Below are 25219 nucleotides of genomic sequence, written 5' to 3' on the forward strand. Positions count from 1 at the left end.
AAGCGACCAAGATCTCTCTTAGTCGCTTTGCATAATTATTTCTTTATAACTTTGTCTAACTTTTTGGGGTCAGTTCAAATGTGCGAATGACCGTTTTTTGGTTTAAAATTCAATTGTACATGTATCCTCATACAAAGCTCTATCTCCCGAAACTCCGCTTGCCCATGCGTGGGTTTCAGAATCTTCTTCTATCATTCTGAATTCTAAAATATTTTTTCCCGATGCATTTTTGTACTTTTCAATATCCTCTTTATCTACTAAAATATAATAATAGCAATTCATATCAGCGGCACAATACTGTGTTGTATATGCTGTAGTATCGTTTCCGTTAATCTTTGCACTGAGCATCTCAAACTTTACAGTTTTATCTGTTTTATTATGTGCATATAATCTTAATCTATCATATTTTTCTGATGAGGTGTGGTCTGTATCTAAATACAATAAAGTACCGTATTCATTGTCAAAAACAACCTGTTCGGTATTTGTATTTTCTCTTGCCGGCGGAGTGATTTCGTCAGCTGTTTTGCCTGTTGGATACAAATAAAATATTTGATTACAATAAAATGTTTCTTCGTCAGAATAATTTTCAGTATTATATACCTGTAGGTTAAATGCCACTTCATCAATAGAATTTATACCGCATTTTTTAATTTGTTCAAGATCAAATTCTATGCTGAATGAATCTGTTTCGCCCGGATCTGTGCAACCATAGCCAACCCTACCAATATCATGGCAATAATACCTGTTTACATAAAAGTAATCGCTAAAATCTGTATCAACTTCTATTTCTTCATCTGTTGTTTTATTTTTGAGTTCTGCTTTTACCTCAAATCTGTTACTATACATCTCACAACCCGTGACAGTGACAGTACACTTGTCGTTATCAAAAAGCACCTGTTCATCAAGGCTGTAATCAATTTGAGTTAATCCGTCTTCTCCGTTGTCAGCTCCGCTGTTCTCATCGGAAATATTGCTGTTTATTTGAGAAACAACATCATCGATGTTTTTATCCTTATTTTTGTTATTCACTACCACCGCAGCCGTAATTCCGCCAATAACAACAGCAAAAGCTGCAACTATTGCAAAAAGTTTTAAAAGAATTGATTTTGACATTAATTTTCCTCCAAATTCGCCTATATTTTTTTCTGCTTTTAATGTACTGCTTTTCGGTTCTAAATTTTGAGATGTTATATTTATCTTCGGAACAATTAAGTTTTTTGCCTCTGTAATGAAAAGAGAAGTAAAAAACGGAACGGGTACAACAATGTGCAATTTATCGTTGTTTTCCTCTTCATACTTTAAAATTGCCTTTTTCATTTTTGCTCTGGCAAGATTAAGGCGTGACATTACAGTACCCGCAGGGCAATCTTCAACCTCTGCAATTTCTGTTATTGACATTTCATCAAAATAATACATAAAAACGGCTCTGTATTGTACTTGCGACAAAGTATTCTGCATAATTTCTAAAATTATTCTGCGATTTTCATTATCGGTTATATATTCCTCTGGAATTGTTATTTCCGAAGTTTCAGAATAATTCTCAAGAATTTCATCATCAAGCTGCAGTTCCTGTTTGGCTTTAAAAAAGTCCTTACATTTATTTACCGCAATTTTCTTAACCCATACAGGGAATTTAGCGTTTTCTTCAAGAGTATTCAACTTTAAAAATGCGGTAACATATGTATTTTGCATAATTTCCTCTGCGTGAGTTTCGTTTTTCAACAAACTTATGCAGGTAAACCACACCTCTTGCTGTGTAAGATAATACAACCTGTCAAATGCCGTATTATCACCGTTTTTGGCTTTAATTACTAAACTACTTATTTCTTCCATAAATATCTCCTTTAAATCAGTATAAAAAGCAGTACATAATATAGACGATTGAAAATCAACTTCCATTTAATTTTTTTAAAATTTTTAATATTTTTTTAAATTTTTTTGATTTATGATTTTTATTATTTTTGTGCTAAATTTTATTATATCATAAAAACGCTGTTTATGGGTATTTATTTTTTCAAACTTTTAATACGAATAATTACAAATGACTTTTTAAAAATTTTTTGTAACTTTTACATAAATTTTACTTGAAATATTTAAGATTTAACAATATAATAAGAATAATAAGGAGTGATATAATGACTTCAACAATTGATGTAAAAAAGAAACAAGATTTAAAAAAATGGCCTGAAATGCCTTACAATAACAGAGAGCTAAGCTGGCTCGATTTTAACGCCCGTGTACTTGAAGAGGCTTTTGAAAAGGAAAATCCTATAATGGAAAGGTGTAACTTCCTTTCTATTACAGCGTCTAACCTTGACGAATTTTTTATGGTTCGTGTTGCAGGCGTACTTGATAATATTCATCGTGGCACAAATAAGCCCGACCCGTCGGGACTTACCCCTAAAATGCAGATGAAAAAAATCAGTGAAAAAGTACATGCCTTTGCCGAAAAGCAGTACAACTGCTACAATCGTTCCATTATTCCGTCACTGAGAGCAAACGGTATTAACTTTGTTAAGGCAGATGAAATGACCGACGAGCAAAAAGCATTTGCAGACGATTATTTTCAGAGAGTGGTATTTCCTGTCCTCACACCGATGGCGGTTGACACAAGCCGACCTTTCCCATTGCTTGCAAACAAAAGTCTTAACATTGCAGTTCTGCTTACAAATGCAGAGGGAGAAGAATTTTATGCGCTTGTACAAGTGCCGTCAATCCTTCCGAGATTTTTGGAACTTCCCGCAAAAGGCAAGCGTGACTTTATAACCCTTGAAAGAATTATTACTATTCACCTCGGCGAACTGTTTGAGCTTTATAACATCAAACAGTCGGCAGCATTCAGAATCACAAGAGACTCTGACCTTGACATTGACGAGGACACGGAAGACCTTATGGAGGAAATTAAAAAATCCATTAAAAAGCGTCAGCGAGGTGTGCCTGTAAGACTTGAGTTTTCTAAAAAATGCCACAAGTCAATCCGCAAATTCCTTGTAGATGCATTGCATGTAACCGAGGACGAAATTTATGTACAGCACGGTCCGCTTGACCTTACTTTCCTTTCTAAATTTGCAAGAATAAAGGGCTGCGAAAAGCTCTGTTTCGAGCCTATTACACCTGTAAATCCGCCTGCCGAGTTTTACGATTGCGATGATATTTTTGAGGCTATCCGTGAAAAAGACAGACTTGTTCATCATCCGTATGAGAGCTTTGATGTGGTGGTTGACTTTGTCAAAAAAGCCGCAAAAGACCCGAATGTACTTGCAATCAAGCAGACTTTATACCGTGTAAGCGGTAACTCTCCTATCGTTGCGGCACTTATTAAAGCCGCCGAAAACGGCAAACAGGTTACTGTACTTGTAGAACTTAAAGCTCGTTTTGACGAAGAAAATAACATTCAGTGGGCAACCAAGCTTGAAAAAGCAGGCTGTCATGTAATTTACGGTCTTACAGGTCTTAAAACCCACTGTAAAATCTGTCTTGTTGTCAGAAAAGACAAGGACGGAATCCGCCGTTATCTGCATATGGGTACAGGTAACTACAACGACAGCACCGCAAGGTTCTACACAGACATCGGTATGTTTACCTGCCGTGAAGAATACGGCCTTGACGCATCGTCATTATTCAACACACTTACAGGCTATTCTTTACCGCCCGAATACAATAAATTTATTGTTGCTCCTCAAGGTATGCGACCTTTCTTTGAGGAAATGATAAGAAAAGAAATCGAAAACGCAAAACAGGGACTTCCCGCATCAATCACTGCAAAGGTAAATTCACTTGTAGACCCCGCAATTATCAGCTTGCTTTACGAGGCATCGCAGGCAGGCGTAAAAATTGAACTTATCGTGCGTGGTATTTGCTGTCTTATCCCCGGATTAAAGGGATGGAGTGAAAATATAAAGGTAATCAGCATTGTAGGACAACTCCTTGAGCACAGCCGAATTTTTAAATTTGAAAACAACGGCAATCCGCTCTACTACCTTGGCAGTGCAGACTGGATGCAGAGAAACCTTGACAGACGAGTTGAACTTGTGTTCCCCGTTGAGGACGAAGACATTAAAAACAGGGTTGAACAGATTTTAAAAGTTACGCTCAAAGACACAGTAAATGCAAGAAAGCAGTTACCCGACACCACATATCACCTTGTAGATAAGCGTGGCAGAAAACGACTTAACAGCCAAAAACATTTTTCAAAACTTGCACAACAGGCACAAAATGCCGTTAAAAAACAGACATATGTAAGAACAGTAGGCACTCCTATAGTACCTGCAAAGGAAGGAGAAAAAGCAGAATGAAAAGAATCGGTATTTTAACAAGCGGCGGTGACTGTCAGGGACTTAACTCTACTATCCGTGCAGTCGCAAAAACACTTTATCAGAATTACGGCAATGACGGCGTGCAGATTATCGGCATTATTGACGGCTACCGAGGACTTATTTACAACGAAACAAGGATGATGAAGCCTGATGATTTTTCGGGTATTCTTACAAGGGGCGGTACTATTCTCGGCACATCAAGACAGCCGTTCAAACTTATGAGAGTTATTGACGAAAACAGCGTTGATAAAGTTGCCGAAATGAAAAAGAACTATAAGAAGCTTGAGCTTGACTGCCTTGTTGTTCTCGGCGGAAACGGCACACAGAAAACCGCAAACCTCTTGCGTGAAGAGGGCTTGAATGTTGTTTCTCTGCCAAAAACAATTGACAACGACCTTTGGGGTACAGACAAGACCTTTGGTTTTCAGAGTGCCGTTGACATTGCAACAAATGTTATCGACTGTATTCACACCACAGCAACCTCACATGGCAGAGTTTTTATAGTTGAGGTTATGGGACACAAGGTTGGCTGGCTGACTTTGTATGCAGGTATTGCCGGCGGTGCGGATGTTATTTTAATTCCGGAAATTCCGTACGATATTAATTCCGTAATTAATACAATTAAGAAAAGAACCGAAAGCGGAAAGAAATTCTCAATTCTCGCCGTTGCAGAAGGTGCAATTTCCAAAGAGCTTGCGGCTATGCCGAAGAAAAAAAGAAAAGCCGCTATGGCTGAAATCGCATATCCGTCAATCTCATACAAAATTGCAAAAGAAATTCAAGACGCAACAGGTCAGGAAACAAGAGTTACCGTACCCGGACATTTCCAGAGGGGCGGAAGTCCTGACGCATACGACCGTGTGCTCTCCACCCGTTTCGGTATTGCAGCTGCCGAACTTATCATAAACGGTGACTACGGCAAAATGGTTGCACTTGTAAATAATAAAGTAGTTGCAGTTCCGCTCGAAGAAATCGCAGGTAAACTTAAAGCCGTTCCTGCCGACCACGAAATAGTAGCCGCCGCAAGAAAGATGGGCATCTGCTTCGGTGACGAAAAATAATTAACAATTTGAGCTTGAAATGTTGAAAACTTTGGCAGTGTGAGTATTAACCTCACACTGCCGTTTTCTTTATTATATCGTTTTACAAAAACTAATCTTCCACTCCTTATCAAAACCAAAAAAATTGCCCGAAAAAGCAAAAATCTCATTTCAAAATCAATGAAATGAGATTTCTGCTAATATAAAAATCAAACTTCCAATTTCTTAACCACTGAAATAGAAACAATGTAAGAAACCACTAAATAAACTATAATGCAAACTCCGCTTGCGAGTAATGTTTGTACCGAAATGTTATTTACTGCAAGGGTAGAAACCGCATTACCAAGCCATAAACAGCTTAAATTAATATGTAAGTATGAGCTGATTATCGATATTCCTGTTGGCAAAGCCAAAAGAGCAAGCAACGAAACAACTATTGCAGGAGCGCTCTTTTTAAAGATTGAACACAGCATAAAGAATATGCCGGCAAATGAGATAAGTCCAAACACAAGGATAATTAATTGCGGAATAAACAGAGCGTATATTGAGCCGATGTTATGATATAAAGCGCTTGATACCGCAAAAACAGCAACTAAATTGAGGATTACCATAAAAAGGGTGCTGACAATAACCGCCATAAACTTTGCCGTAAAAATCGACTGTCTGCTGTAACCTCGTGAAATAATATTTTTTAATATGCCGTTGTCAAAATCATTGCAAATAAAGCTGCAAATAAACATTAGTATAAATACTGTAACAGGACTTGTTTTAAAAAATCCTATTGCACTGATAATGCCGGACTCCGGTGATACTATTCACTGCATATTTTGCGAAGATTGTAACGAAAACATACCGAATGAGCAAAGCAGGTAAATCAAACTAAGTGCAACCGATGCAAAAGTCCAAATATAAAAGCTTTTGTTTTTGAAAAGCTTACGAAGTTCAAATAATAATAACCTTTTCATTTTATGCCCCTACCTTGCGTAAAAAGTATTCTTCAAGATTAATTGCGTGAATAGAAATCTGATTTACCGTAACACCATTTTCAACAAGATATTTATTAATTTGACCCGTTCTGTCAATCATTGAGTCAAGATAAACAGATTTATTATAAATATGTATCTGTTGAGGCGGCATAATTTTTGATAAAATCTCCGCCGCTTTTTGCGGATTGTCAGGCACAATTAAAACTCTGTCGCTGCATTTTTGTGAAAGCTCAACAGCGGAAATTTCTTCTATAAGTTTGCCGTCATGAATAAATCCATATCGTGTGGCAATCTTTGACAGTTCCTCAAGCAAATGGCTTGAAATCATAAAGGTAATTTTCTTTTCGGTATTTAGTCTGATGATTAAATCACGAATCTCCATAATACCTGTCGGATCAAGTCCGTTTATCGGTTCGTCAAGAATAAGCAATTCTGGATTGCCGAGCAAAGCCATAGCAATTCCAAGTCGCTGGCGCATACCGAGCGAAAACTGTCCTGCTTTTTTGTTGCCTGTATTGCCAAGACCTACAAAATCAAGAATTTTCCTGACACTTTTGTCTGAACTTCCTGTAAGAATTGCCATTCTCTTCATATTTTCGTATGCGGTGCAGTTTTTATAAATTGACGGAAACTCAATGAGCGAACCGATTTTCTTCCTTGCAGTGTTGAGCGGCTCACCGCCAAAGAGGGTAATTTCGCCACTGTCGGGAAAAGCAAGCCCTAACACCTGGCGCATAAATGTAGTTTTGCCTGCGCCGTTCTTGCCCACAAATCCGTAAATATCACCTTTGTTTATCGTAAGGCTGATGTTGTTAGAAACAATTTTATAACCGTATTTTTTCACTAAATTTTGTGTCGATAATATTGCACTCATAATTATTCTCCGTAATTAGTTTTTAGCGTCATAAATTCTTATTAAGAGGTCAAGAACCTTGAAGTAGAGCCAAATTACTGTAAATGCCAAGCCAAATGAAACTGACCACTCGTATTCTTTTGGGCGCTGATTTTCAACTGTTTCACGAATAATCTGAAAGTCGCTGATAAGAAACAAAGCTGCGATAATAATAAAAATAACTGACATTGCTATGTCAAAGATAGGATTTCCTGCGAAAATCATTACATAACCTCTTGTTGCAGTAATGAGGTAGCCGATAAAAGCAAGGATTGAAATGCTTATTGTTGAAAGTAAAAGTGCAAGTGTAACAGATTTAAATTTTTCTGTTGCCTTAATCTTGCCTGAAGTATAGAGTAAAAGCATTGTAAATACGATTACAAGAGCTTATATGTCAATACAATATAGGCAATTTTACACTATTCTTGCATCCTGTATACACAAAAAAGGATTGCAGATTTTGCTCTGCAATCCTTTTGAATATGATTATAACTTTTACGAATTATGCGATATAAATCTGTAATGCGGTTGCGTCAAGAATATCAAGCTTGCCGTCGCCGTACATATCGGCAGCGTCAAACCAAGCCTTATTTGTAACATCAATAAGCGGATTTTTATCGTCGTTTGAAATGTGAATCTGTAAGTGTGTAACATCGTTTACATCTACAACTCCGTCGCGGTTTACATCGCCCTTTATGATAGTTTCCTGCTCGCCGCCGTCCGAAATATAGAACGACTTTGTGCTTTCAGCTATACAGCCGTCTGAATCAATAGCCTTTACAGACAATGTGTATGTGCCTGCATTATTTGCTGTAAAATTGTATGTATTGTCAGAGGAAGTCTTTACAGTTGCACCGTTTACCGCAAACTCGTAAGTAACATTGCCATGGTTGTTGTATGGCTCTGCTTTAAGCTCGAGTGCTGTGCCAACAGGCTGAGATGAGCTCTTGTCTGCGCCAAAGTTTACTTCAAACTCTGCCTCCTGAACCTGTGTATCAGGGAGGATCTTGCCAAGTCTTGCAAGCGGAACTGTAATGTTGTCTATATCCTCTTTTTCGTGTGAAGTAGACGGATCGTAGCTGTATTCAGCATCTGCAACATCAAGCATTGAGGGGTCGTGTGGAAGTGTATCCATACCCGAAGTACCGTATGTGAGAATCTGCATTGCGCCAATGCCCTGAGTTTCTACATAATTTCTGTCGATACCGAGTGCAGAGTAAGGAATAGCAACCTCGTAAACATAACCGTAGTTTTTCTTGTAGCCGAGTTTAAAGAAATCAACCCAATTTGAGTTAGGGTCAGTGTTGTCGCCTAAAGTTCTGTCGCCCTTTACTTCTCTTACACCGTAGAGAGTTTCGCTCTTTGTGCCGTTTGCATATTTAATTTTGAATCCGTTCCGGTTATCCTGTGCCTGATAGCTTGTTACGCCAATCGGAACTCTTGTATCATAATCAAACAGGTATGTTCCGTCCGTATCCTGAACATCAGCCTTGAAGATTGATGCGCCGCCGTTTGAATTGTTTGAATCGAAAGCAACAAGTGTATCAATGTGAGTTGTAAAGCCTACACCGCCGTCTTTTGCTACGCCGCCGTCACAACCCCATACAAACGGATTTGTGTAAACAGAGCCGTCTTTGTTTGTGCCTACTGCCTTGCCTGTTGCCTGCTTGCTTGGGTCTATTGAAAGCGCAATATACATTGGAATACTGTTTCTCCAAGGGCGAGCCTCATTTGATGCCGCAAAATTATCGCTCGGAGAAGTAATGTATGATGTATTTGCCATTTCCCACATAAAGTAGAGGTTTTCATCGTCCCATGCGCCATAGAGAGCGTATGCGTCCCACGGCTGCTCATGCATTGAAGATGGCATATATACTCGGGGGTCATCGTTTGCTGTACCCTGAGCAATAATCATTGAGCTGTCCCAATCGCTTACATCGCCGTCAACAGAAATTGTCTTGTATTTACCCAGCTGCATATTCGGGTTTGTTCCGTAATAGCCGCTTTCGGGAGCTGTTGTGTGTCCGTCCGAGTCAGCAGAAAAAGTTGTTTTGCCTGCTGTAAATGTTTTGTTGTAAGTGAAAGTCTGTGTTGTTTCAACACCGTCATCGCCTGTTGCTGTAAGCACAAGAGTAATTTCGCTGTTACCGATTTTACCCTCGCCTATTTTAATAATTGTGCCGTCGGTATAAGATTTTTTTGCCGAACCGTCAACAGAATAGTATCCTACTGAGGCATTTTTTAGTCCGAGCTGAACCTGCAAAAATTCTGATGAAAAGCTTGTACCGGAGGCTTTGTAAACAATTCCGTATCCATGAGAATCAGGCTTGCCGTAATCTACCCACTGCTTTGCGGCTGTGAGGAGCTTGCACTGACCTGCCTTTAAAGAAAGTCCGCTTGCCTTTGGATACTGCTCCTTGCCCTCGTCCTTTTCTTTGCCGTTATTAAAAATAATGCTTTCTGATTTATATGCTGAAGTAAAGCTTGCCTTGTAAAGTCCGTCATCAGTTGCGCTCATCAGCTGACCCGGCCATTTGGCATTTTCTTTTGTACCATAGGCATAAATATAAACATTTTCCCAATTAAAAACCGAATTATCAAAATATACCTCTGAGCCGTCTGCTGCGGCAGCCGCCGAAACAGCTGTTATCACCATGGCAGACATAATGATAGCTGCACTAAGCAACAAACTTATAATTTTTTTGCTTGTTTTCATAAAAAATCAACTCCTAAATTCAAACTTTATTTAAAATTATATCATTACCTCATTTTATTTACAACAATAAAAAAACAATTTTGTTTACTTGACCAAAAAGTATAAATGATTTTTGAACAAAAAAGCAAGGCATATGACTTATTTAATAAATCATATGCCTATATTTTATATAATATTTTTATTTAGTTTACAGTTATCTCTTATATATCCTTTTCCACTTGCCTGTTCTGTACTCCAAAAAGGATATAACCCAATTTGAAAACCAACCGATCGGCACTGCAATCCATACCATTTGCAAGCCGAAAATCGGTGCAAATGCCATTGCGACAAACACACGGATAAACAGATTCACAAAATTTGCGACTGTAAACATTTTCATATCTCCAGCACCTCGCAAAAGTCCGTCAACTGCCATTTTAAATCCGATAAAACAGAAGAACCACCCCATAAAACTAAGGTATCCGCAGCCCGTATTCATTGCGGTTATTGTGCCGTCATCACCGAGAAACATTGATACAATCGAACCGTTAAAAGGTTCTATAATCAGAATAAGTAAAATAGAAAATGCTGCCACAAGAATGTTTGCGGCATGGTAACCCTCTACAACACGCTTTTCATTCTTTGCACCCAAATTTTGCGCAGTGTACGAAGACACAGCATTGTTTATACTGTTAAAGGGAACTATGCAAAGCGATTCCACTCTTATTGCGGCAGAATATCCTGCGAGAGCCTCCGAACCGAAGCCGTTTACCACCGACTGCACAAGCATCATTCCGATTGATACCGTTGACTGCTGAATAATTGACGGAAAAGCAATTTTTGCCATAGGCAAAAGCTCACTCTTTTCAAAAAATTTTGCACGACCTATGTTGAGCTTTTTAAACTCCCACACAAGCACTATGAATGATAATACAACCGAAATTCCTTGTGCAATAAGTGTTGCCCAGGCAACGCCCGTTACACCCATACTGAAATTTTTTACGAGCAAAAGGTCGAGCGCAACATTGAACACCGATGAAAAAATCAAAAAATAAAGCGGTATTTTAGATTTTCCGAGTGCATTGAACATTGCGGAAAGCACATTATACATAAATAAAAACGGCAAACCCGCAAAGTAAATGTTCAGATAATCTACCGCCAGATCAAGTACATCAGACGGAGTATTGAGCGCAATAAGAATAAGACGGCTGAACACAAGACCGATAATTCCAAGCAAAACACTAAGTGCGGTAAAAGCAATCAGCGCAGTGTACACTGCCGTTTTTGTCTTTTTATATTCCTTGGCGCCAAAATACCTACTGACTATTACCGACGCACCTATTCCGCCGCCGATTGCCACACAAATAAAAATATTTGTAAGCGAATATGACGCACCTACCGCCGCCAAAGCCTTTTCACTTACAAATCTGCCTACAATAGCCGAGTCCGCCATAGTGTATGTCTGCTGAAAAATATTACCTATAATAATAGGCAGAGCAAACACAAAAAGCGCATACATCGGCTTTTTCTTAACTAAATAATCATTATTCACATAAATCACCTATCCGCAGATATTATAACATATCTTGTCGGAAAAAGGAATATTGTTTAATCACGGTTTTGCAGATGTACACCGCTAAGCCATAAATTAAACCAATTTTGATAAAGAACCTCAGAAAAGGCTTTGGGCAGTGCTCAAACGAACACTGCCCTTCGCAAACTATTATTTAGAGTTTGATTATGAAACTTGTTATCTGATTAATTATAAAAGAGTTTTAAGATAGTCGCTTATCTCTTTTTCGGTAGTCATTGCAAGTACCTTTTCGGCAACCTTGTCTGCCTCTGCCTTTGACCATGCAGAAATTGTTTTTCTTACCTTTAATACCGACGGTGCGGATACACTGAACTCGGTAAGTCCGAATGACATAAGTAACGGCACCATCATCGGGTTAGCCGCTGCCTCGCCGCACATACCCACAGAAATATTATTCTTGTTTGCGCAATCAATAATATACTTAATGCCCCTTAATACACTTGGCTGTAACGGAGAATACAGATATGCAACATCGTCATTTCCTCTGTCGCAAGCCATTGTATAACCCGTAAGGTCATTTGTACCAATGCTGAAAAAGTCGGATTCTTTTGCAAGAATATCAGCAATCATAACTGCCGCCGAGGTTTCTGTCATAATGCCTACAGGGATATTTTCGTTAAATTCTACTCCCTGTTCCCTAAGTTCAGCCTTAACCTCTTCAACAAGAGCCTTGCCCTCTCTAAGTTCTTCAACGGCTGTAATAAGCGGGAACATAATTCTTACATCGCCAAAAGCGCTTGCTCTTACAATTGCACGGAGCTGTGTTTTGAACAAATCTTTATGCTTTAAGCAATATCTGATTGCTCTGAAGCCCAAGAAAGGATTTTCCTCTTTTTTAAGTCCGAGATAAGGAATTTCCTTGTCGCCGCCGATGTCAAGAGTTCTGATAATTACAGGCTTTCCCTTTAATGTAAGTGCCGCCTTTTTGTAAGCGTCAAACTGCTCGTCCTCTGTAGGCAAAGCGGTTCTGTCCATAAATAAAAATTCAGTTCTGAACAAGCCAACGCCCTCGCCGTCTGCATCAACTGCCTTTATTGCGTCCTCCGGCTTGCCGATATTGCAGAAAAGCTCGTATTCCTCACCGCTTAAAGCTTTAGTTGCCTTGCCTCTGAAATTTTCAAGTTCTTTGCGCTCTTTAAGAAAATTAATTCTCTTTGTATCGTACTCCTGAATAACAGCGTCATCCGGCTCATCAATTACTACGCCCTCACTGCCGTCAACGATTACATAAGCACCGGCCGAAAGTTTTGAAACCGCACCGTTTACGCTTAGCACGGCGGGAATTTCAAGTGCCCTTGCAAGGATAGCCGAATGAGATGTTTTACCGCCTGTTTCGGTAATAATTCCGACAATATTTTCTTTATTGATGCCTGCTGTCATGGACGGAGTAAGTTCTTTTGCGACAACTACCGTACCCTTTGGTGCTGCCGAAAGTTTTACTTCTTTTACTCCGAGCAAAATGCTTAGCATACTTGTTTTTAAGTCTTTTACATCTGCCGCTCTCTGCTGTGTAAGTTCGTCATCTGTGGCAGAAAACATGGAGATGAACATATCGCACATATACTCAAGTGCAGCCTCGGCGCACTGACCGTTATCAATCAACTTTTCAATTTCGCCGCACATATACGGGTCTTTCATCATCTGAATGTGACCCTCAAGAATTTCTGCCTCTTTTTTACCTGCCGACGCTTTCAGCGCATCTGCCTGTGCCGCAGTATTGTCGCAAAATATTTTAACCGCATTTCTGAAACGCTCAACCTCTGCCTCGGTATCCGTAACAGTTACATTATTATATTCAAGTTTTGCTTCTTCTACAATCATTACTCTTCCGAGTCCGATACCCTCGGAAGCGGGTGTTCCGTGTAACATAACCTCACCTGCTTTCAAATTTTAGAAAGAAAGCGTGCCAAAAGACACGCTCCCGTTTTTATTCACCAAGTCCGCCTTCAATAAGCTCTACTGCCTTTGCAAGAGCCTCTTCTTCGTCAGGACCGTTACATTCTACTACAAACTCGCTGCCGCACTTAATACAAGCTGCAATAATATTTAAAAGACTTTTTGCATTGATTTTGTTTGAGTTGAAATCAATTGTAACATCACTCTGGAACTTTGCCATTGCTGTTGCAAATACTGATGCGGGACGCATATGAAAACCTGATGCATTATTTAATGTAAGTTTTTTTGATACCATAATATAAAACCCCTTTATAATAGTTTTGTGTCAGACAGGGAGGGCTACTCCCTGTCTGAATTAAGTTTATTTTATCATATTTTAAGAAAGAATGGAAGATTTTTGTGAAATTTATTTAACTTTTTTAATCTCTCTGTTAAGAGGTTTTTTAAGAAGTGCAAGCATAAACATTGAAACTACTGCACCGATTGCAAGAGCAAGGAGGTAGAAATACCATGTACCCTGCATTGTTGCGAATACGAAGATACCGCCGTGAGGAGCCATAAGCTTACAGCCAAAGAGAGCTGAAAATGCGCCTGCTACTGCAGAACCAACGATACATGAAGGGATAACCTGAAGCGGATGACCTGCTGCGTAAGGAATTGCACCTTCTGTGATGAATGAAAGTCCCATTACATAGTTTACGGGAGCATTCTTTCTTTCTTCGTCTGTCCAACGATTCTTGAAGAATGTGTTTGAAAGAGCGATTGCGATTGGAGGAACCATACCGCCGATCATAACTGCTGCCATAATGATGTATGCCTGATCGTCTGCGTTTGCAAGGTTAAGTGTTGCGAATGCATAAGCTGCCTTGTTGAAAGGACCACCCATGTCGATAGACATCATACCTGCGAGGAGCGCACAGAGCGGAACCATCATTGCAGGGTTAGAGGCAATAGCGTTAAGGCCGTCTGACATACCTGAGTTAATCATACCCATGAACGGGTTGACTGCGCACATTACAACGAGAATACCGCCGAGTCCGAGAAGCGGATAGATGAGAACTGGCTTGATACCCTCAAGAGCCTTGGGCATCTTATCGCACATTTTTTCAATAGCAAGCATTAAGTAACCGCCTGCGAAACCTGCAAGCAATCCACCGAGGAAGCCTGACGGAACTGTGTTAACAGCACCCGGATCTGCAAAGGTTGCGCCTGATGTTGCAAGGAAACCGCCTACAAGACCAACGAGAAGGCCGGGACGGTCTGCAATTGACATTGCGATAAAGCCGGAAAGAATAGGAACCATAAGGTTAAATGCCACACCGCCGAGTGTCTTAAACCATGCGGCTGCAGGAGTTACCGTACCGAATGTACTGCCAGCCTCCTGTGCGTTAACACCGCATGCAATATCAATGAGGAATGCAATTGCAATGAAAATACCGCCTGCTACAACGAACGGGAGCATATGTGATACACCGTTCATAAGGTGACCGTAAGCGCCGCCTCTCTTCTTTGGAGCATCTGCAGAACCGCCTTTGTGATGATATACGGGAACTTCTTTGTTTACAATCTTGTTGATAAGCTCTTCCGGCTTATGAATACCGTCTGAAACGGCACACTGTAAAACGGGCTTGCCGTCAAAACGGGCAAGATTTATTGTGATGTCAGCGGCAATGATGATACCGTCACAATTTGCAATTTCTTCTTCGGTAAGCACATTCTTTGCACCGCCCGAACCGTTTGTTTCAACCTTAATCGGAATGTTAAGGCTGTCGCCGGCTTTCTGGAGTGATTCAGCCGCCATATAAGTATGAGCAATACCTGTTGGACAAGCTGTGATAGCAAGAACTCTGTAACCCTTCTTTGCAGGAACTTCTGCCTTTGGTTCATCGGGGAACTTCTCTGTTTCTTTTGCGTCAATAATCGAGATAAATTCTTTCGGAGTTTTTGCGGCTTTAAGTTTCGCTGTAAAATCTTCATGCATTAAAAGCTGCATAAGTCTTGCGAGAACCTCAAGGTGAACATCACCGTCTGTTGTAGCCGCTATCATAAAAATAAGTTTGCAAGGCTGTCCGTCGGGAGCATCGTAATTAACGCCGTTTGGAACTGTAATTGCTGCAAGTGCAGGAGCTTTTACCGCCGTGCTCTTTGCGTGCGGAATGGCAACCTCCATACCGACTGCTGTTGTTCCCATTTCCTCTCTTGCGAGGATTCCTTTCTTATACTCGGCTGCATTTACAAGGTTTCCGCTCTTTTCGTGCAATGAAACGAGCTTGTCGATTGCTGCCTGTTTGTTTGCCACTGATACATTAAGCTCTATGGCACTTTGTTTTAATAAATCAGTAATACGCATAAATTCTTCTCCTTTTTAATTTATTTATTTCTACCCACTCAGAATTGAGCGAGCAATTCATCAATTTTATCTTTTGTGGCAAGTCCGTTTAAAAATGCTGTTGCATTTCCGCAGGCACTGCCGAGCTTTAACGCATAGGCGTAATCATTTTTGTCAATGCAGCCGGCTACAAAGCCTGCTACCATCGAGTCACCCGAGCCTACTGTATTCAGTACCTTGTGACCTTTAATAACGCCCTCTTTATGAACCTTTCCGAATTCGTCAACAAGTAATGCACCGTCGCCGCCCAGAGAAACGAGAACATTTTTTGCACCCATTTTCTGCAATTCCTGTGCATATTTGACAACATCGCTTTCTGTCTTTACTGTTGTGTCAAAAATTTCTGAAAGCTCCTGACGGTTCGGTTTGATTAAAAACGGTTTGTATTTTAGTGAATTAACAAGCAACTTTTTAGTTGCGTCAACTACAATTCTTACATCTTTTCCGTCAAGTCTTTCTATGATTCTTTCATAAACATCGTCAGGCAATGTATTTGGAATATTTCCTGCAATGATAAGTGTATCGCCGCTCTGAATATTGTCGATTTTATCAAACAGATTCAAAAGTTCTTCCTCATCTATGTGCGGTCCTTGACAGTTGATTTCGGTTTCTTCGCCTGCCTTGATTTTGATGTTTATTCTTGAAATTCCGCTTTTAAGTGTGATAAAATCTGCTGTGATTTTAGGATTTTTAAGACCTTTTTCAATAGCCTCTCCGGTAAATCCTGCAACAAAACCAAGCGCTGTGCTCTTGATACCGAGTTCGGCAAGTACGCACGAAACATTTATTCCCTTGCCGCCGATGTAATATTCCTCGCTTGTTGTTCTGTTTGTAATGCCTGTCTTAAGCTCATCAAGACGAACGATGTAATCAATTGACGGGTTTAGTGTAACTGTGTAAATCACTTCATAACCTCCTTGATTATTGTTTTTTCCGAAAACTCATTATACGGGAGTTTGTCGGTTATAATACAGCAGTCTTTAAGCTCTGCAAAGGTAATCGGAAATACCTTTCTGAATTTGGTATTGTCGGCAAGAACAAAAGACATATAACTTCTTTTTATAACTTCCTCTTTGATCAAGCCCTCTTCCATATCAGGAGTGGTAAAGCCTGCATTTAATTCAATTCCGTTAGTACCCATAAAGGATTTTGTAAAGTTAAAGGTTTTCAGCGACCTTAAACCTTCCGCGCCCATAATAGCCTCGGTAGCAGGTTTGATTCTGCCGCCGATTGTGTATGTTGTAAGTCCCTTTCTTATAAGATTTTTTGCGTGGGTAATACCGTTTGTAACATAGGTTGCGTTTTTGTTTGTAATGTAATCTGTGAGAATATCAGTGGTTGTGCCTGCGTCTATATATACAAAATCCGTATCGTTAATAAGTTTTGCACAATAGATTGCGATTGCTTTCTTTTCGTCAAGCATTATACCTTCTCTTGATTTCACATCAGCCTCATATACGCCCGAAAGCTGGTGAATTGAGGTTGCTCCTCCGAATACTTTATTAAGCTTGCCCATCTCGTCAAGTGTTGTGAGGTCACGCCTTATGGTTGACTCCGATGTATTCAAAAGCTTTGTAAGCTCCTGTACCGTGACTGTGTTTTTCTCGCTTAATATTTGAAGTATTGTTTGGTATCTTTCCTGAGTAAGCATTTCCCTCACCTCTTGACTACATTATAACACCTGTTTTGTTAAAGTCAAGCAAATTCTTTCAAAAAAATTCATTAAAATTGAAATTCAGTTAGTTTATATCAAAAATCGCATATAATTTTGTGTGTTTTAACAAGTGATTTTGCTTTTGCATTTTTAAGTCATTCAATTTCAGTCATAAATCAGCCAAGATTATCCAAAAATATTCTATCCCGATTACTGTCTTTTTATTCCCGTATTTTATCATTTATAAAAGCAAAAAGCTGTTCGGTAACTCTTGCCCGAACAGCTTTAATGTACTTTTAATATTAAATTTTAATTACGAAGCAATAATAGTCTGAATCTTTGTAACATCGGCAACATCAATTTTACCGTCGCCGTTTGCGTCTGCCGCCTTTGTATTTTTAATTACATATGATGAATTGCCCGAAAGATACATCTGTAAGTATGTAACATCCGATACATCTATTTTGCCGTCATTATTTATATCACCTACAGGTACAGTTTCCTCCTGCAATGCTTTGAATGTAATTTTATTTTTGGTTGCGTATGTCTGTGCCTTTGTATTTTTATAGCCGTAAATTATAAATCCGTCAATAACTCTGCCATCACTATAGCCCACTGCGGTTGTACCAAAATATGTAACATTCTTTGGAATAGTAATAGATTTCATAGCTTGGCAATTTTCAAATGCAGATGTTTCGATTGATGTAAGAGTATTCGGCAAAGTTACCGAGGATAATTTTGTACAGTCATAAAAGGACATTGAACCTATTTTTTTAACTGTATTTGGAATGGTTATCTGTGTCAGATTTGTTGCTTTACTAAACAAATTATTCGGCACTGATGTTGCTCCGTTTTCGATTATAGCTGTTTTTAGTCCCGAATCTTCAAACACATCACTGCCTGCTTTGGTTACAGTCTTCGGTATTGTAATTGTTGTGAGCGCTGTTGTTCCGTTAAATGCGCTATAGCCGATTTCGGTAAGAGTATTTGGCAATGCTACCGACGAAAGTTTTTCACAATGATAAAATGACATTGAGCCTACTTTCTTTACTGTATTCGGAATTGTTACTTTATTTAAATTTTTAGCGTTACTGAAAAGATTGTCTGCTACTGCTGTTGCACCGTTTTCTATAGCGGCTGTTTTTAGTCCCGAATCTTCAAACACATCAATGCCTGCTTTGGTTACAGTCTTCGGTATTGTAATTGTTGTGAGCGCTGTTGTTCCGTTAAATGCATTATAACCAAGTTCGGTAAGAGTATTTGGCAATGTTACCGACGAAAGTTTTTCACAATGATAAAATGACATTGAGCCTACTTTCTTTACTGTATTCGGAATTGTTACTTTAGTTAAATTTTTAGCGTTACTGAAAAGATTGTCTGCTACTGCTGTTGCGCCGTTTTCTATAGCGGCTGTTTTAAGTGCCGAATCGTTAAATACATTATTACCGGCTGTTGTAACCGTTTTTGGAATTGTAATTGTTGTGAGCGCTGTTGTTCCGTTAAATGCGCTATAGCCGATTTCGGTAAGATTGCTTGGTAATGTAACTTTTGAAAGTTTTGTACAATTGTGAAATGCCATTGAACCGACAACTTTTATTGTATTTGGTATTTTAACAGAAGTTAATGTGCTATTGTTGTAAAAAGAATTATCAGAAATTTTTACAACATTTTTATTTAAAATTTGTGACGGAATTGTAATATCGGTTGCTATACCCTTATATCCCGCAATATTTACGGTATCATCTGAATTTACAGTATATTCATAGTTGCCGCTTATAAAAATAGTTGCCGCATTTGCTGTAATTGAAATCACAGATAACCCGCTTACAGCTAAAACCACAGCAATAATTGATGCTAAAAATTTTTTCATTTATTTTCTCTCCTTGTCATTATGACAAAATATTTTATATACTTCTCAATATACAATAAAAATAATAGCAAATATGAAATTTACTGTCAATACAAAATTGTGCAATTCAGTTACATATACAATCATCAAAAATATAAATTTTTTTATTTGTCAACTTTAACACAAAAAGGTCACATCATTGCATAAGCGGAAAGTATTTGTGGGCTTTGCCCACACCCACAGCCTTTGAAAAGGTTGACCAAACTTTTATAATTGCTTGGAAAATCAATTTGCTAAACCATAATTTATTAATGCTATCTCAAATAATCTTATAGTCTTTGACCGAAAACAAATCAAAGGCTATATATTTTTCTCAATATTACTTTTCAAAATCAATTGAAAGGCTCTTTTTGTCGGAAGTAAATTTACGGCACGCTACCCCTGCCGACTGCAACATTCTTTTAGACGCAACAGTTGCGGCGCTGTCGGCATATTTATCATAAAGATAAACGACCTCTGCTATACCCGACTGAATAATGGCTTTTGCACATTCGTTGCAAGGAAAAAGGTCAACATACAGCCTTGCACCCTTAAGATTTTTGCCTCTTGCATTAAGTATAGCATTAAGCTCGGCGTGTACCACATAGCTGTACTTTGTGTCTTCACCATCTCTGCACCACGGATAATCGTCATCGGAACAACCGAAAGGAAAGCCGTTGTAACCTGTTGAAAGAATGATATTGTTATTGTCTACAATACACGCACCTACTTGAGTGTTCGGGTCTTTACTGCGCTTTGAGGCAAGAATAGCCACACCCATAAAGTATTCGTCCCATGAAATATAGTCTTTTCTCTTCATATTATCTTTATCCTCCTTATCAATAACCTGATTTTTTCAAGTCTGCAAGTATCTGCACATAAAATTCTCTTATGTCAAAGTCCTTAATATTTTCACGGTTAAGGTCAATCATATCTCCGTGAGAAATACCTCTTTTACCTTTTGTAGTAATGTATGTATATTTTTCGCCCCAGGCAAAGGAGTTTTCTGAAACCAAGCCGTCATTCTCGCCGTCAAAATATTTTACAAGATTGTAGGAAAAGTTAAGCGGAAATTTTCCTCCCGACGCTCTGTTCAGCTTTGAGCCAAAGCTCTGATAATAAACCTTTGGTGAGTCAAATACATCAGCGTTAAGTTTCGTACAATTTGCCTGCGTAAGGTCGGTTACGGCAGAGATGAAGTCGGGATTTTTGTCGCCAAACTTTAAAAGTGCGTTATTGTATGCAAAAGCAATTTTGTTTTTAACATTAGGCGAAACTTTTGTTAAAAGATAGTCGGCAAAACCGCAGCCACGATGCGGAGTGTTTATTGTGGTGAGCGATGCTGTCATATCTTCAACGCCGTAACAGGCAATCGCCTTTCTGCAATCAAGCCCGCCCTTTGAATGAGCAATAATGTTCAGCTTTTCACAACCTGTTTCCGCAACGATTTGTTTAATTCTCTCGGCAATCTCTTTGGCGCTGTCATCTACAGATGCGGCCGATTCGTGATTACCGTAGTAAATTTCTGCACCGTTTGCAATAAGCTCTGCCGGCACTCTGCCCCAATAATTGAAATATGCGCTGTCACGAAAAAACACACCGTGCACAAGCAATACAGGGTATTTTGTTTTGCAAATTTTCTCATTAATTCTTTTTCTGTCTTGTTCGGCTTTATCAATCTCAAAATTAACCTCTTGCATAGTTATTTTTATAATAACGCCAAGACAAAATAAATTTACAATCGGAATAAAACCGCAAATTATTCCGATAAACCTATGCTTTATGCCAAGTTGAACCGATGTGCAATAAACGGAAATGATACCGTTCCAAAACAAAATAAACTCCGCAAGCAGAGCACCTCCAAGGCACAGCGCCCATTTTACCCAATTGTCAGGTAACATTTGAAAAGCCGACTGAATATAAATCACACTTGAAAGCAGAGTTGTTATTAAAAATTGCAAGAGCAATTCACTGCCGTGTGCAATCATTCTGAATTTAAAAGACGGATAGCCGCCTTTTGCAACAGACGGAAAAACATTTGCGGCAACAAACGCAAAAACACTGATAAGCGGCAAATACCACCTGTCAAGCATCTCTGCAAGAAAAATGCCGTTAATACCGACCATAAGCATAAGCGTGAGCAACAGCCTATAAAAGAATGTAAACACTCCGGATTTTTTCATTAAATCACCCGTTTTTATAATAACACGCACACACAAAAATTGCAACAAAAAAGCGGATGCAACTAATGCAACCGCTTTAAGATAATTATTTAATTACACCATAAGACTGCAGACGAGATCTGCATATTCACCGGGATTTTCAATCGGAAGTCCTGCAATGAGGAGAGCCTGATCGTAGAGAAGCTCTGCGTACTTCTTTGCTTTTTCAATATCCGTCTGCACTGCGCTTTCCATTGCCTTTACAGCCGGGTGATTCATATTAAGCTCAAGCACTCTCTGTGCTTTCATACCGCTGTCAGGCTGAACCGCATTGAAGTATTTTTCCATTTCAAATGAAATGCCGCCCTTTGCGGTAAGGCAAACAGGGTGAGAAACCAACTTTTTAGACGCAACAACTTCGCTGACCTTATCGCCAAGTGTTTCTTTTACAAAAGTAAGGATTGCACTGCTGTCCTTTTCTTCCTCTTTGTTTTCATCATTCTCAATACCGAGGTCATCGTTTGTAGCCGAACAGAAACGCTTTTCCTTGTACTGCATAAGAGTCTGGAGTGAGAACTCATCAATTTCTTCTGTACAATAGAGGATTTCGTAACCCTTTGAACGCAAAAGTTCTGTCTGCGGGAGATTGTCAATTGAAGAAATGTTCTCGCCGACTGCAAAGTAAATAAACTTCTGATCCTCTTTCATTCTGTCAACATATTCCGAAAGAGTTACAAGTTTTTTCTCTGTAGAAGAGTAATACATAAGTAAGTCTTGTAATTCTTCTTTATGCATACCGTAGTCGGCAGATACTCCGTACTTAAGCTGTCTGCCAAAGGCATTGAAGAACTTTTCATAATTTTCTCTGTCATTTGCAAGCATTGAAGTAAGCTCGTTCTTAATCTTCTTCTCAATGTTCTGTGCAATAGTGATAAGGTGACGGTCATGCTGGAGCATCTCTCTTGAAATGTTAAGAGAAAGGTCTGCACTGTCAACAATACCCTTTACAAATCTGAAATGTTCAGGTAAAAGCTCCTCGCAGTTTTCCATAATAAGAACACCGCTTGAATAAAGCTGAAGTCCCTTTTTGTATTCCTTTGTATAGTAATCGTAAGGTGCCTGTGACGGAATGAAAAGCAATGCCTTGTATGTAACAACACCCTCTACGGAAGTTACGATTGTATGCAAAGGCTTGTCCATAGCCATAAACTTTTCACGATAAAAATTATCGTACTCCTCCTGCTTAACATCTTTCTTTGCTCTTTGCCAGATTGGGAGCATACTGTTAAGAGTTTCGGTTTCTGTATAATCCTCATACTCCGGTTTTTCGCTGTCCTTGGTTTCTTCCTTAACTCTGCTGTGAGTCATATCCATCATAATCGGATAGCGGATATAGTCGGAATACTTCTTGATAAGTCCCTGAATTCTGTACTGCTCAAGGAACTCATCATAGTTTTCTTCCTCTGTATTGTCCTTAATTTCAAGTACAATTGTTGTACCGATTTCGTCCCTCTCTGTTTCGGTGATTTCGTAACCGTCTGCGCCGTCAGATTCCCACTTGTAAGCTGTGTCACAGCCGTATTTCTTAGTAACAACGGTAATTTTCTTTGCTACCATAAAAGCGGAGTAAAAGCCAACGCCGAACTGACCGATAATGTCGATATCATCCTGCTTTTCGCCCATCTCCTGCTTAAACTTATATGAACCCGAAGATGCGATTGTACCAAGGTTGTTTTCAAGGTCATCCTTATCCATACCAATACCGTTATCGGTAATTGTAAGCGTGCGGTTTTCCTTGTCGGGCTTTATAAAAATCTTAAAATCATCTCTGCTCATATTAAGCTTATCGTCTGTAAGTGCAATAAAGCAAAGCTTATCAATAGCATCGCTTGCATTTGAAATAAGCTCTCTAAGGAAAATCTCCTTATGAGTATAAATTGAATTAATCATCAGGTCGAGAAGTCTTTTTGACTCTGATTTAAATTCTTTCTTAGCCATAAAATTACTTCCTTTTTAATTAATAATGCGTACTACATTCTTTCGTACTAATATTATATTATACATCATTTTGGTTAAATTTTCAATAGATAAAGTATTGGTTATGTGTAGCATAAATAAAAAGCAATACCGTACATATCATACAGTATTGCTTTTATATTCGTCATATTGCTTTTTAGTCCTTTATAAACAACTGATCCCAATAATATTTATATTTAGAATTATTATCGATATAGCAAGAAACACCGATTTTTTCATAAGTTTTGCTCATAATACTTGCTCTGTGACCTTCCGAATTCATCCATGCATTCACAACATCCTCCGGTGTTGAATATCCTGATGCAATATTCTCAGCCGCATTAGTGTAAGATACATTGTTTTCCTTAAGAATTGTTGACCATTTTGTACCGTTAGGTCGTTTATGATCAAATAAAGTAACTGTTTCTTTTGCACGAATATCAGAAAGACCGGTAAGTGTATCATCTTTTTTCAGCGGTTTCAGTCCCTCTTTGGCACGCTCAATATTTACAAGTTCAATAACCCTGTCAGCAAATTCTCTGTTATAGCTTGTTGTAGGTTCAGGCTCAGGATCGGGTTCGGGATCAGGATTGGGCGTGGGATTCGGTTTAACCGGTACAGTTACTTCTGAAATAATCATCTGCGCTTTCGTTACATCCTGAACATCAATTTTACCGTCGTTGTTATAATCGGCAATTTCTTTCTGCGTATCGGTAAACTGATTTTTTCCCGAAATGCCTAACTGCAAATATGTAACATCCTGTACATCAAACTTACCGTCAAGGTTTATATCATACTCGTCCGAATCGGAAATATCTTGGTAAGCGGTATTAATAACATCAAGAATAGTATTCAGCCTTTTTTCTGCTTCATCATCGTTAAGATAATCAGCTTTTTGTTTATTAATATTTACTTTAACGCTGTCAATAAGGTCATTTTTCTTAACATTAAGCAATCTTGCAAGGTCGCCTGTTTTGTCTGTTCTTTGGGTATCGGCTACTCCGTCATAGCTCACATAGTCTAATAAATAATATGCCAAAAGATCGGCATCGGTCACACCGTCAGGTAAAGCAGAACCTATTACCTTGCTTGTTGAAGTAATTGCTTTTTCCGGACCGCACTCGGGATGATTCTTCCATGCCGCCTCTGTACATTTTTTCCAACTGCCTGCAGGATTTTCCAATAAATTACCTGTAACATAGCAGGTATCGCCAAGGCAATTACCGTTCATAATTGTTGTATATGTCTGCATACCTGTGTCTGCGCTGAACATTAAGCAATAATAGTTGTGGTCGCCCGACTGCACGATTTCGTCGGCATTGCCAGTTTTCGCAACATCATAGGAGTATAAACCGTTATCTTCTTGAGTGCATATTTCTTTCCTTGTTTGCCAATTTGTCCATTCCCCCGTACCGTCAGCTCTCCAGATATGGCAATAAATCGTAGTATAGTTTTCCCAACCTGTTGAGTCAATATCAAAGTAAATCTTTGTGCCTTTGCCTACATTTTCATCGGTGCTTGCCGCCGACACTGCCAATCCGCCCATAGCAAGCATTGACATAGGCACTGTAAGTGCAAGTGCGGAAGCAGTAATACCTTTTAATAATTTATTATGTTTCACATTATCAACCTCTTTGTAATTTTGATTTAATATTCCGTATTTCCTCAAAATATTATATTAATATGTTACA

General features: G+C 39.0%; 18 protein-coding genes. 2 read left to right on the forward strand and 16 right to left on the reverse strand.

The window, feature by feature from the left end:
- Positions 1 to 102: 102 nt before the first annotated feature.
- Complete coding sequence (locus I2E21_RS09630; protein WP_195411196.1) at positions 103 to 1833, reverse strand: RNA polymerase sigma factor; 1731 nt, start codon at positions 1831 to 1833, stop codon at positions 103 to 105.
- 302 nt (positions 1834 to 2135) lie between these two features.
- Here I2E21_RS09630 and I2E21_RS09635 point away from each other — a divergent pair, with 302 nt between their 5' ends.
- Together I2E21_RS09635 and I2E21_RS09640 are read left to right on the forward strand one after the other, a co-directional pair.
- Positions 2136 to 4295: an RNA degradosome polyphosphate kinase gene (locus I2E21_RS09635; RefSeq protein ID WP_195411197.1), complete on the forward strand. Its 2160-nt coding sequence runs from the start codon at positions 2136 to 2138 to the stop codon at positions 4293 to 4295.
- Positions 4292 to 5377 (forward strand): ATP-dependent 6-phosphofructokinase, encoded by a 1086-nt coding sequence (locus I2E21_RS09640; RefSeq protein ID WP_022234463.1) that lies wholly within the window; start codon positions 4292 to 4294, stop codon positions 5375 to 5377. The genes I2E21_RS09635 and I2E21_RS09640 overlap by 4 nt, the downstream gene beginning before the upstream one ends.
- 188 nt (positions 5378 to 5565) lie before the next feature.
- On the opposite strand, the gene I2E21_RS09645 is transcribed toward I2E21_RS09640, so the two are convergent.
- From I2E21_RS09645 to I2E21_RS12590, 15 genes are all read right to left on the reverse strand, one after another.
- On the reverse strand, positions 5566 to 6096 hold the full coding sequence (locus I2E21_RS09645) for a hypothetical protein (RefSeq protein WP_186935483.1): 531 nt from the start codon (positions 6094 to 6096) through the stop codon (positions 5566 to 5568).
- Positions 6097 to 6322: 226 nt separating this feature from the next.
- Positions 6323 to 7216, reverse strand: coding sequence for an ATP-binding cassette domain-containing protein (locus I2E21_RS09650; RefSeq protein WP_022234469.1), 894 nt, complete (start codon positions 7214 to 7216; stop codon positions 6323 to 6325).
- Between the two features lie 15 nt (positions 7217 to 7231).
- Positions 7232 to 7612, reverse strand: a complete 381-nt coding sequence (locus tag I2E21_RS09655) for a Bax inhibitor-1/YccA family protein (RefSeq protein ID WP_289780785.1) — start codon at positions 7610 to 7612, stop codon at positions 7232 to 7234.
- A gap of 124 nt (positions 7613 to 7736) precedes the next feature.
- Positions 7737 to 9950: a starch-binding protein gene (locus tag I2E21_RS09660; RefSeq protein WP_195411198.1), complete on the reverse strand. Its 2214-nt coding sequence runs from the start codon at positions 9948 to 9950 to the stop codon at positions 7737 to 7739.
- A gap of 193 nt (positions 9951 to 10143) precedes the next feature.
- Entirely contained in the window at positions 10144 to 11481 is a 1338-nt protein-coding gene (locus I2E21_RS09665; RefSeq protein WP_195411199.1) for an MATE family efflux transporter, read from the reverse strand.
- A 210-nt stretch (positions 11482 to 11691) separates the two neighbouring features.
- Positions 11692 to 13392: a phosphoenolpyruvate--protein phosphotransferase gene (gene ptsP, locus I2E21_RS09670; RefSeq protein ID WP_195411200.1), complete on the reverse strand. Its 1701-nt coding sequence runs from the start codon at positions 13390 to 13392 to the stop codon at positions 11692 to 11694.
- 58 nt (positions 13393 to 13450) lie between these two features.
- Positions 13451 to 13714 carry an HPr family phosphocarrier protein gene (locus I2E21_RS09675; RefSeq protein ID WP_195411201.1) on the reverse strand — a complete coding sequence of 88 codons (264 nt, stop codon included), beginning with the start codon at positions 13712 to 13714 and terminating at the stop codon, positions 13451 to 13453.
- Positions 13715 to 13825: 111 nt separating this feature from the next.
- Positions 13826 to 15769 (reverse strand): PTS fructose transporter subunit IIABC, encoded by a 1944-nt coding sequence (locus tag I2E21_RS09680; protein WP_195411202.1) that lies wholly within the window; start codon positions 15767 to 15769, stop codon positions 13826 to 13828.
- A 38-nt stretch (positions 15770 to 15807) separates the two neighbouring features.
- Positions 15808 to 16713 carry a 1-phosphofructokinase gene (gene pfkB / locus I2E21_RS09685; protein WP_195411203.1) on the reverse strand — a complete coding sequence of 302 codons (906 nt, stop codon included), beginning with the start codon at positions 16711 to 16713 and terminating at the stop codon, positions 15808 to 15810.
- A complete protein-coding gene (locus tag I2E21_RS09690) occupies positions 16710 to 17459 on the reverse strand; it encodes a DeoR/GlpR family DNA-binding transcription regulator (protein ID WP_022235581.1) in 750 nt (249 codons plus the stop codon). The genes pfkB and I2E21_RS09690 overlap by 4 nt, the downstream gene beginning before the upstream one ends.
- Positions 17460 to 17775: 316 nt before the next feature.
- Positions 17776 to 19332 carry a leucine-rich repeat protein gene (locus tag I2E21_RS09695; RefSeq protein WP_195411204.1) on the reverse strand — a complete coding sequence of 519 codons (1557 nt, stop codon included), beginning with the start codon at positions 19330 to 19332 and terminating at the stop codon, positions 17776 to 17778.
- Positions 19333 to 19690: 358 nt separating this feature from the next.
- Positions 19691 to 20170 carry a dCMP deaminase family protein gene (locus tag I2E21_RS09700; protein ID WP_186935491.1) on the reverse strand — a complete coding sequence of 160 codons (480 nt, stop codon included), beginning with the start codon at positions 20168 to 20170 and terminating at the stop codon, positions 19691 to 19693.
- A 19-nt stretch (positions 20171 to 20189) separates the two neighbouring features.
- Entirely contained in the window at positions 20190 to 21533 is a 1344-nt protein-coding gene (locus tag I2E21_RS09705; RefSeq protein WP_243240621.1) for a triacylglycerol lipase, read from the reverse strand.
- Between the two features lie 93 nt (positions 21534 to 21626).
- Complete coding sequence (htpG, locus tag I2E21_RS09710; RefSeq protein ID WP_195411205.1) at positions 21627 to 23510, reverse strand: molecular chaperone HtpG; 1884 nt, start codon at positions 23508 to 23510, stop codon at positions 21627 to 21629.
- Between the two features lie 175 nt (positions 23511 to 23685).
- Complete coding sequence (locus I2E21_RS12590) at positions 23686 to 25149, reverse strand: CAP domain-containing protein (protein ID WP_195411206.1); 1464 nt, start codon at positions 25147 to 25149, stop codon at positions 23686 to 23688.
- Between the last annotated feature and the right edge of the window lie 70 nt (positions 25150 to 25219).

This window comes from Ruminococcus sp. BSD2780120874_150323_B10 (assembly GCF_015553695.1).
Taxonomy (GTDB): domain Bacteria; phylum Bacillota; class Clostridia; order Oscillospirales; family Acutalibacteraceae; genus Ruminococcoides; species Ruminococcoides intestinale_A.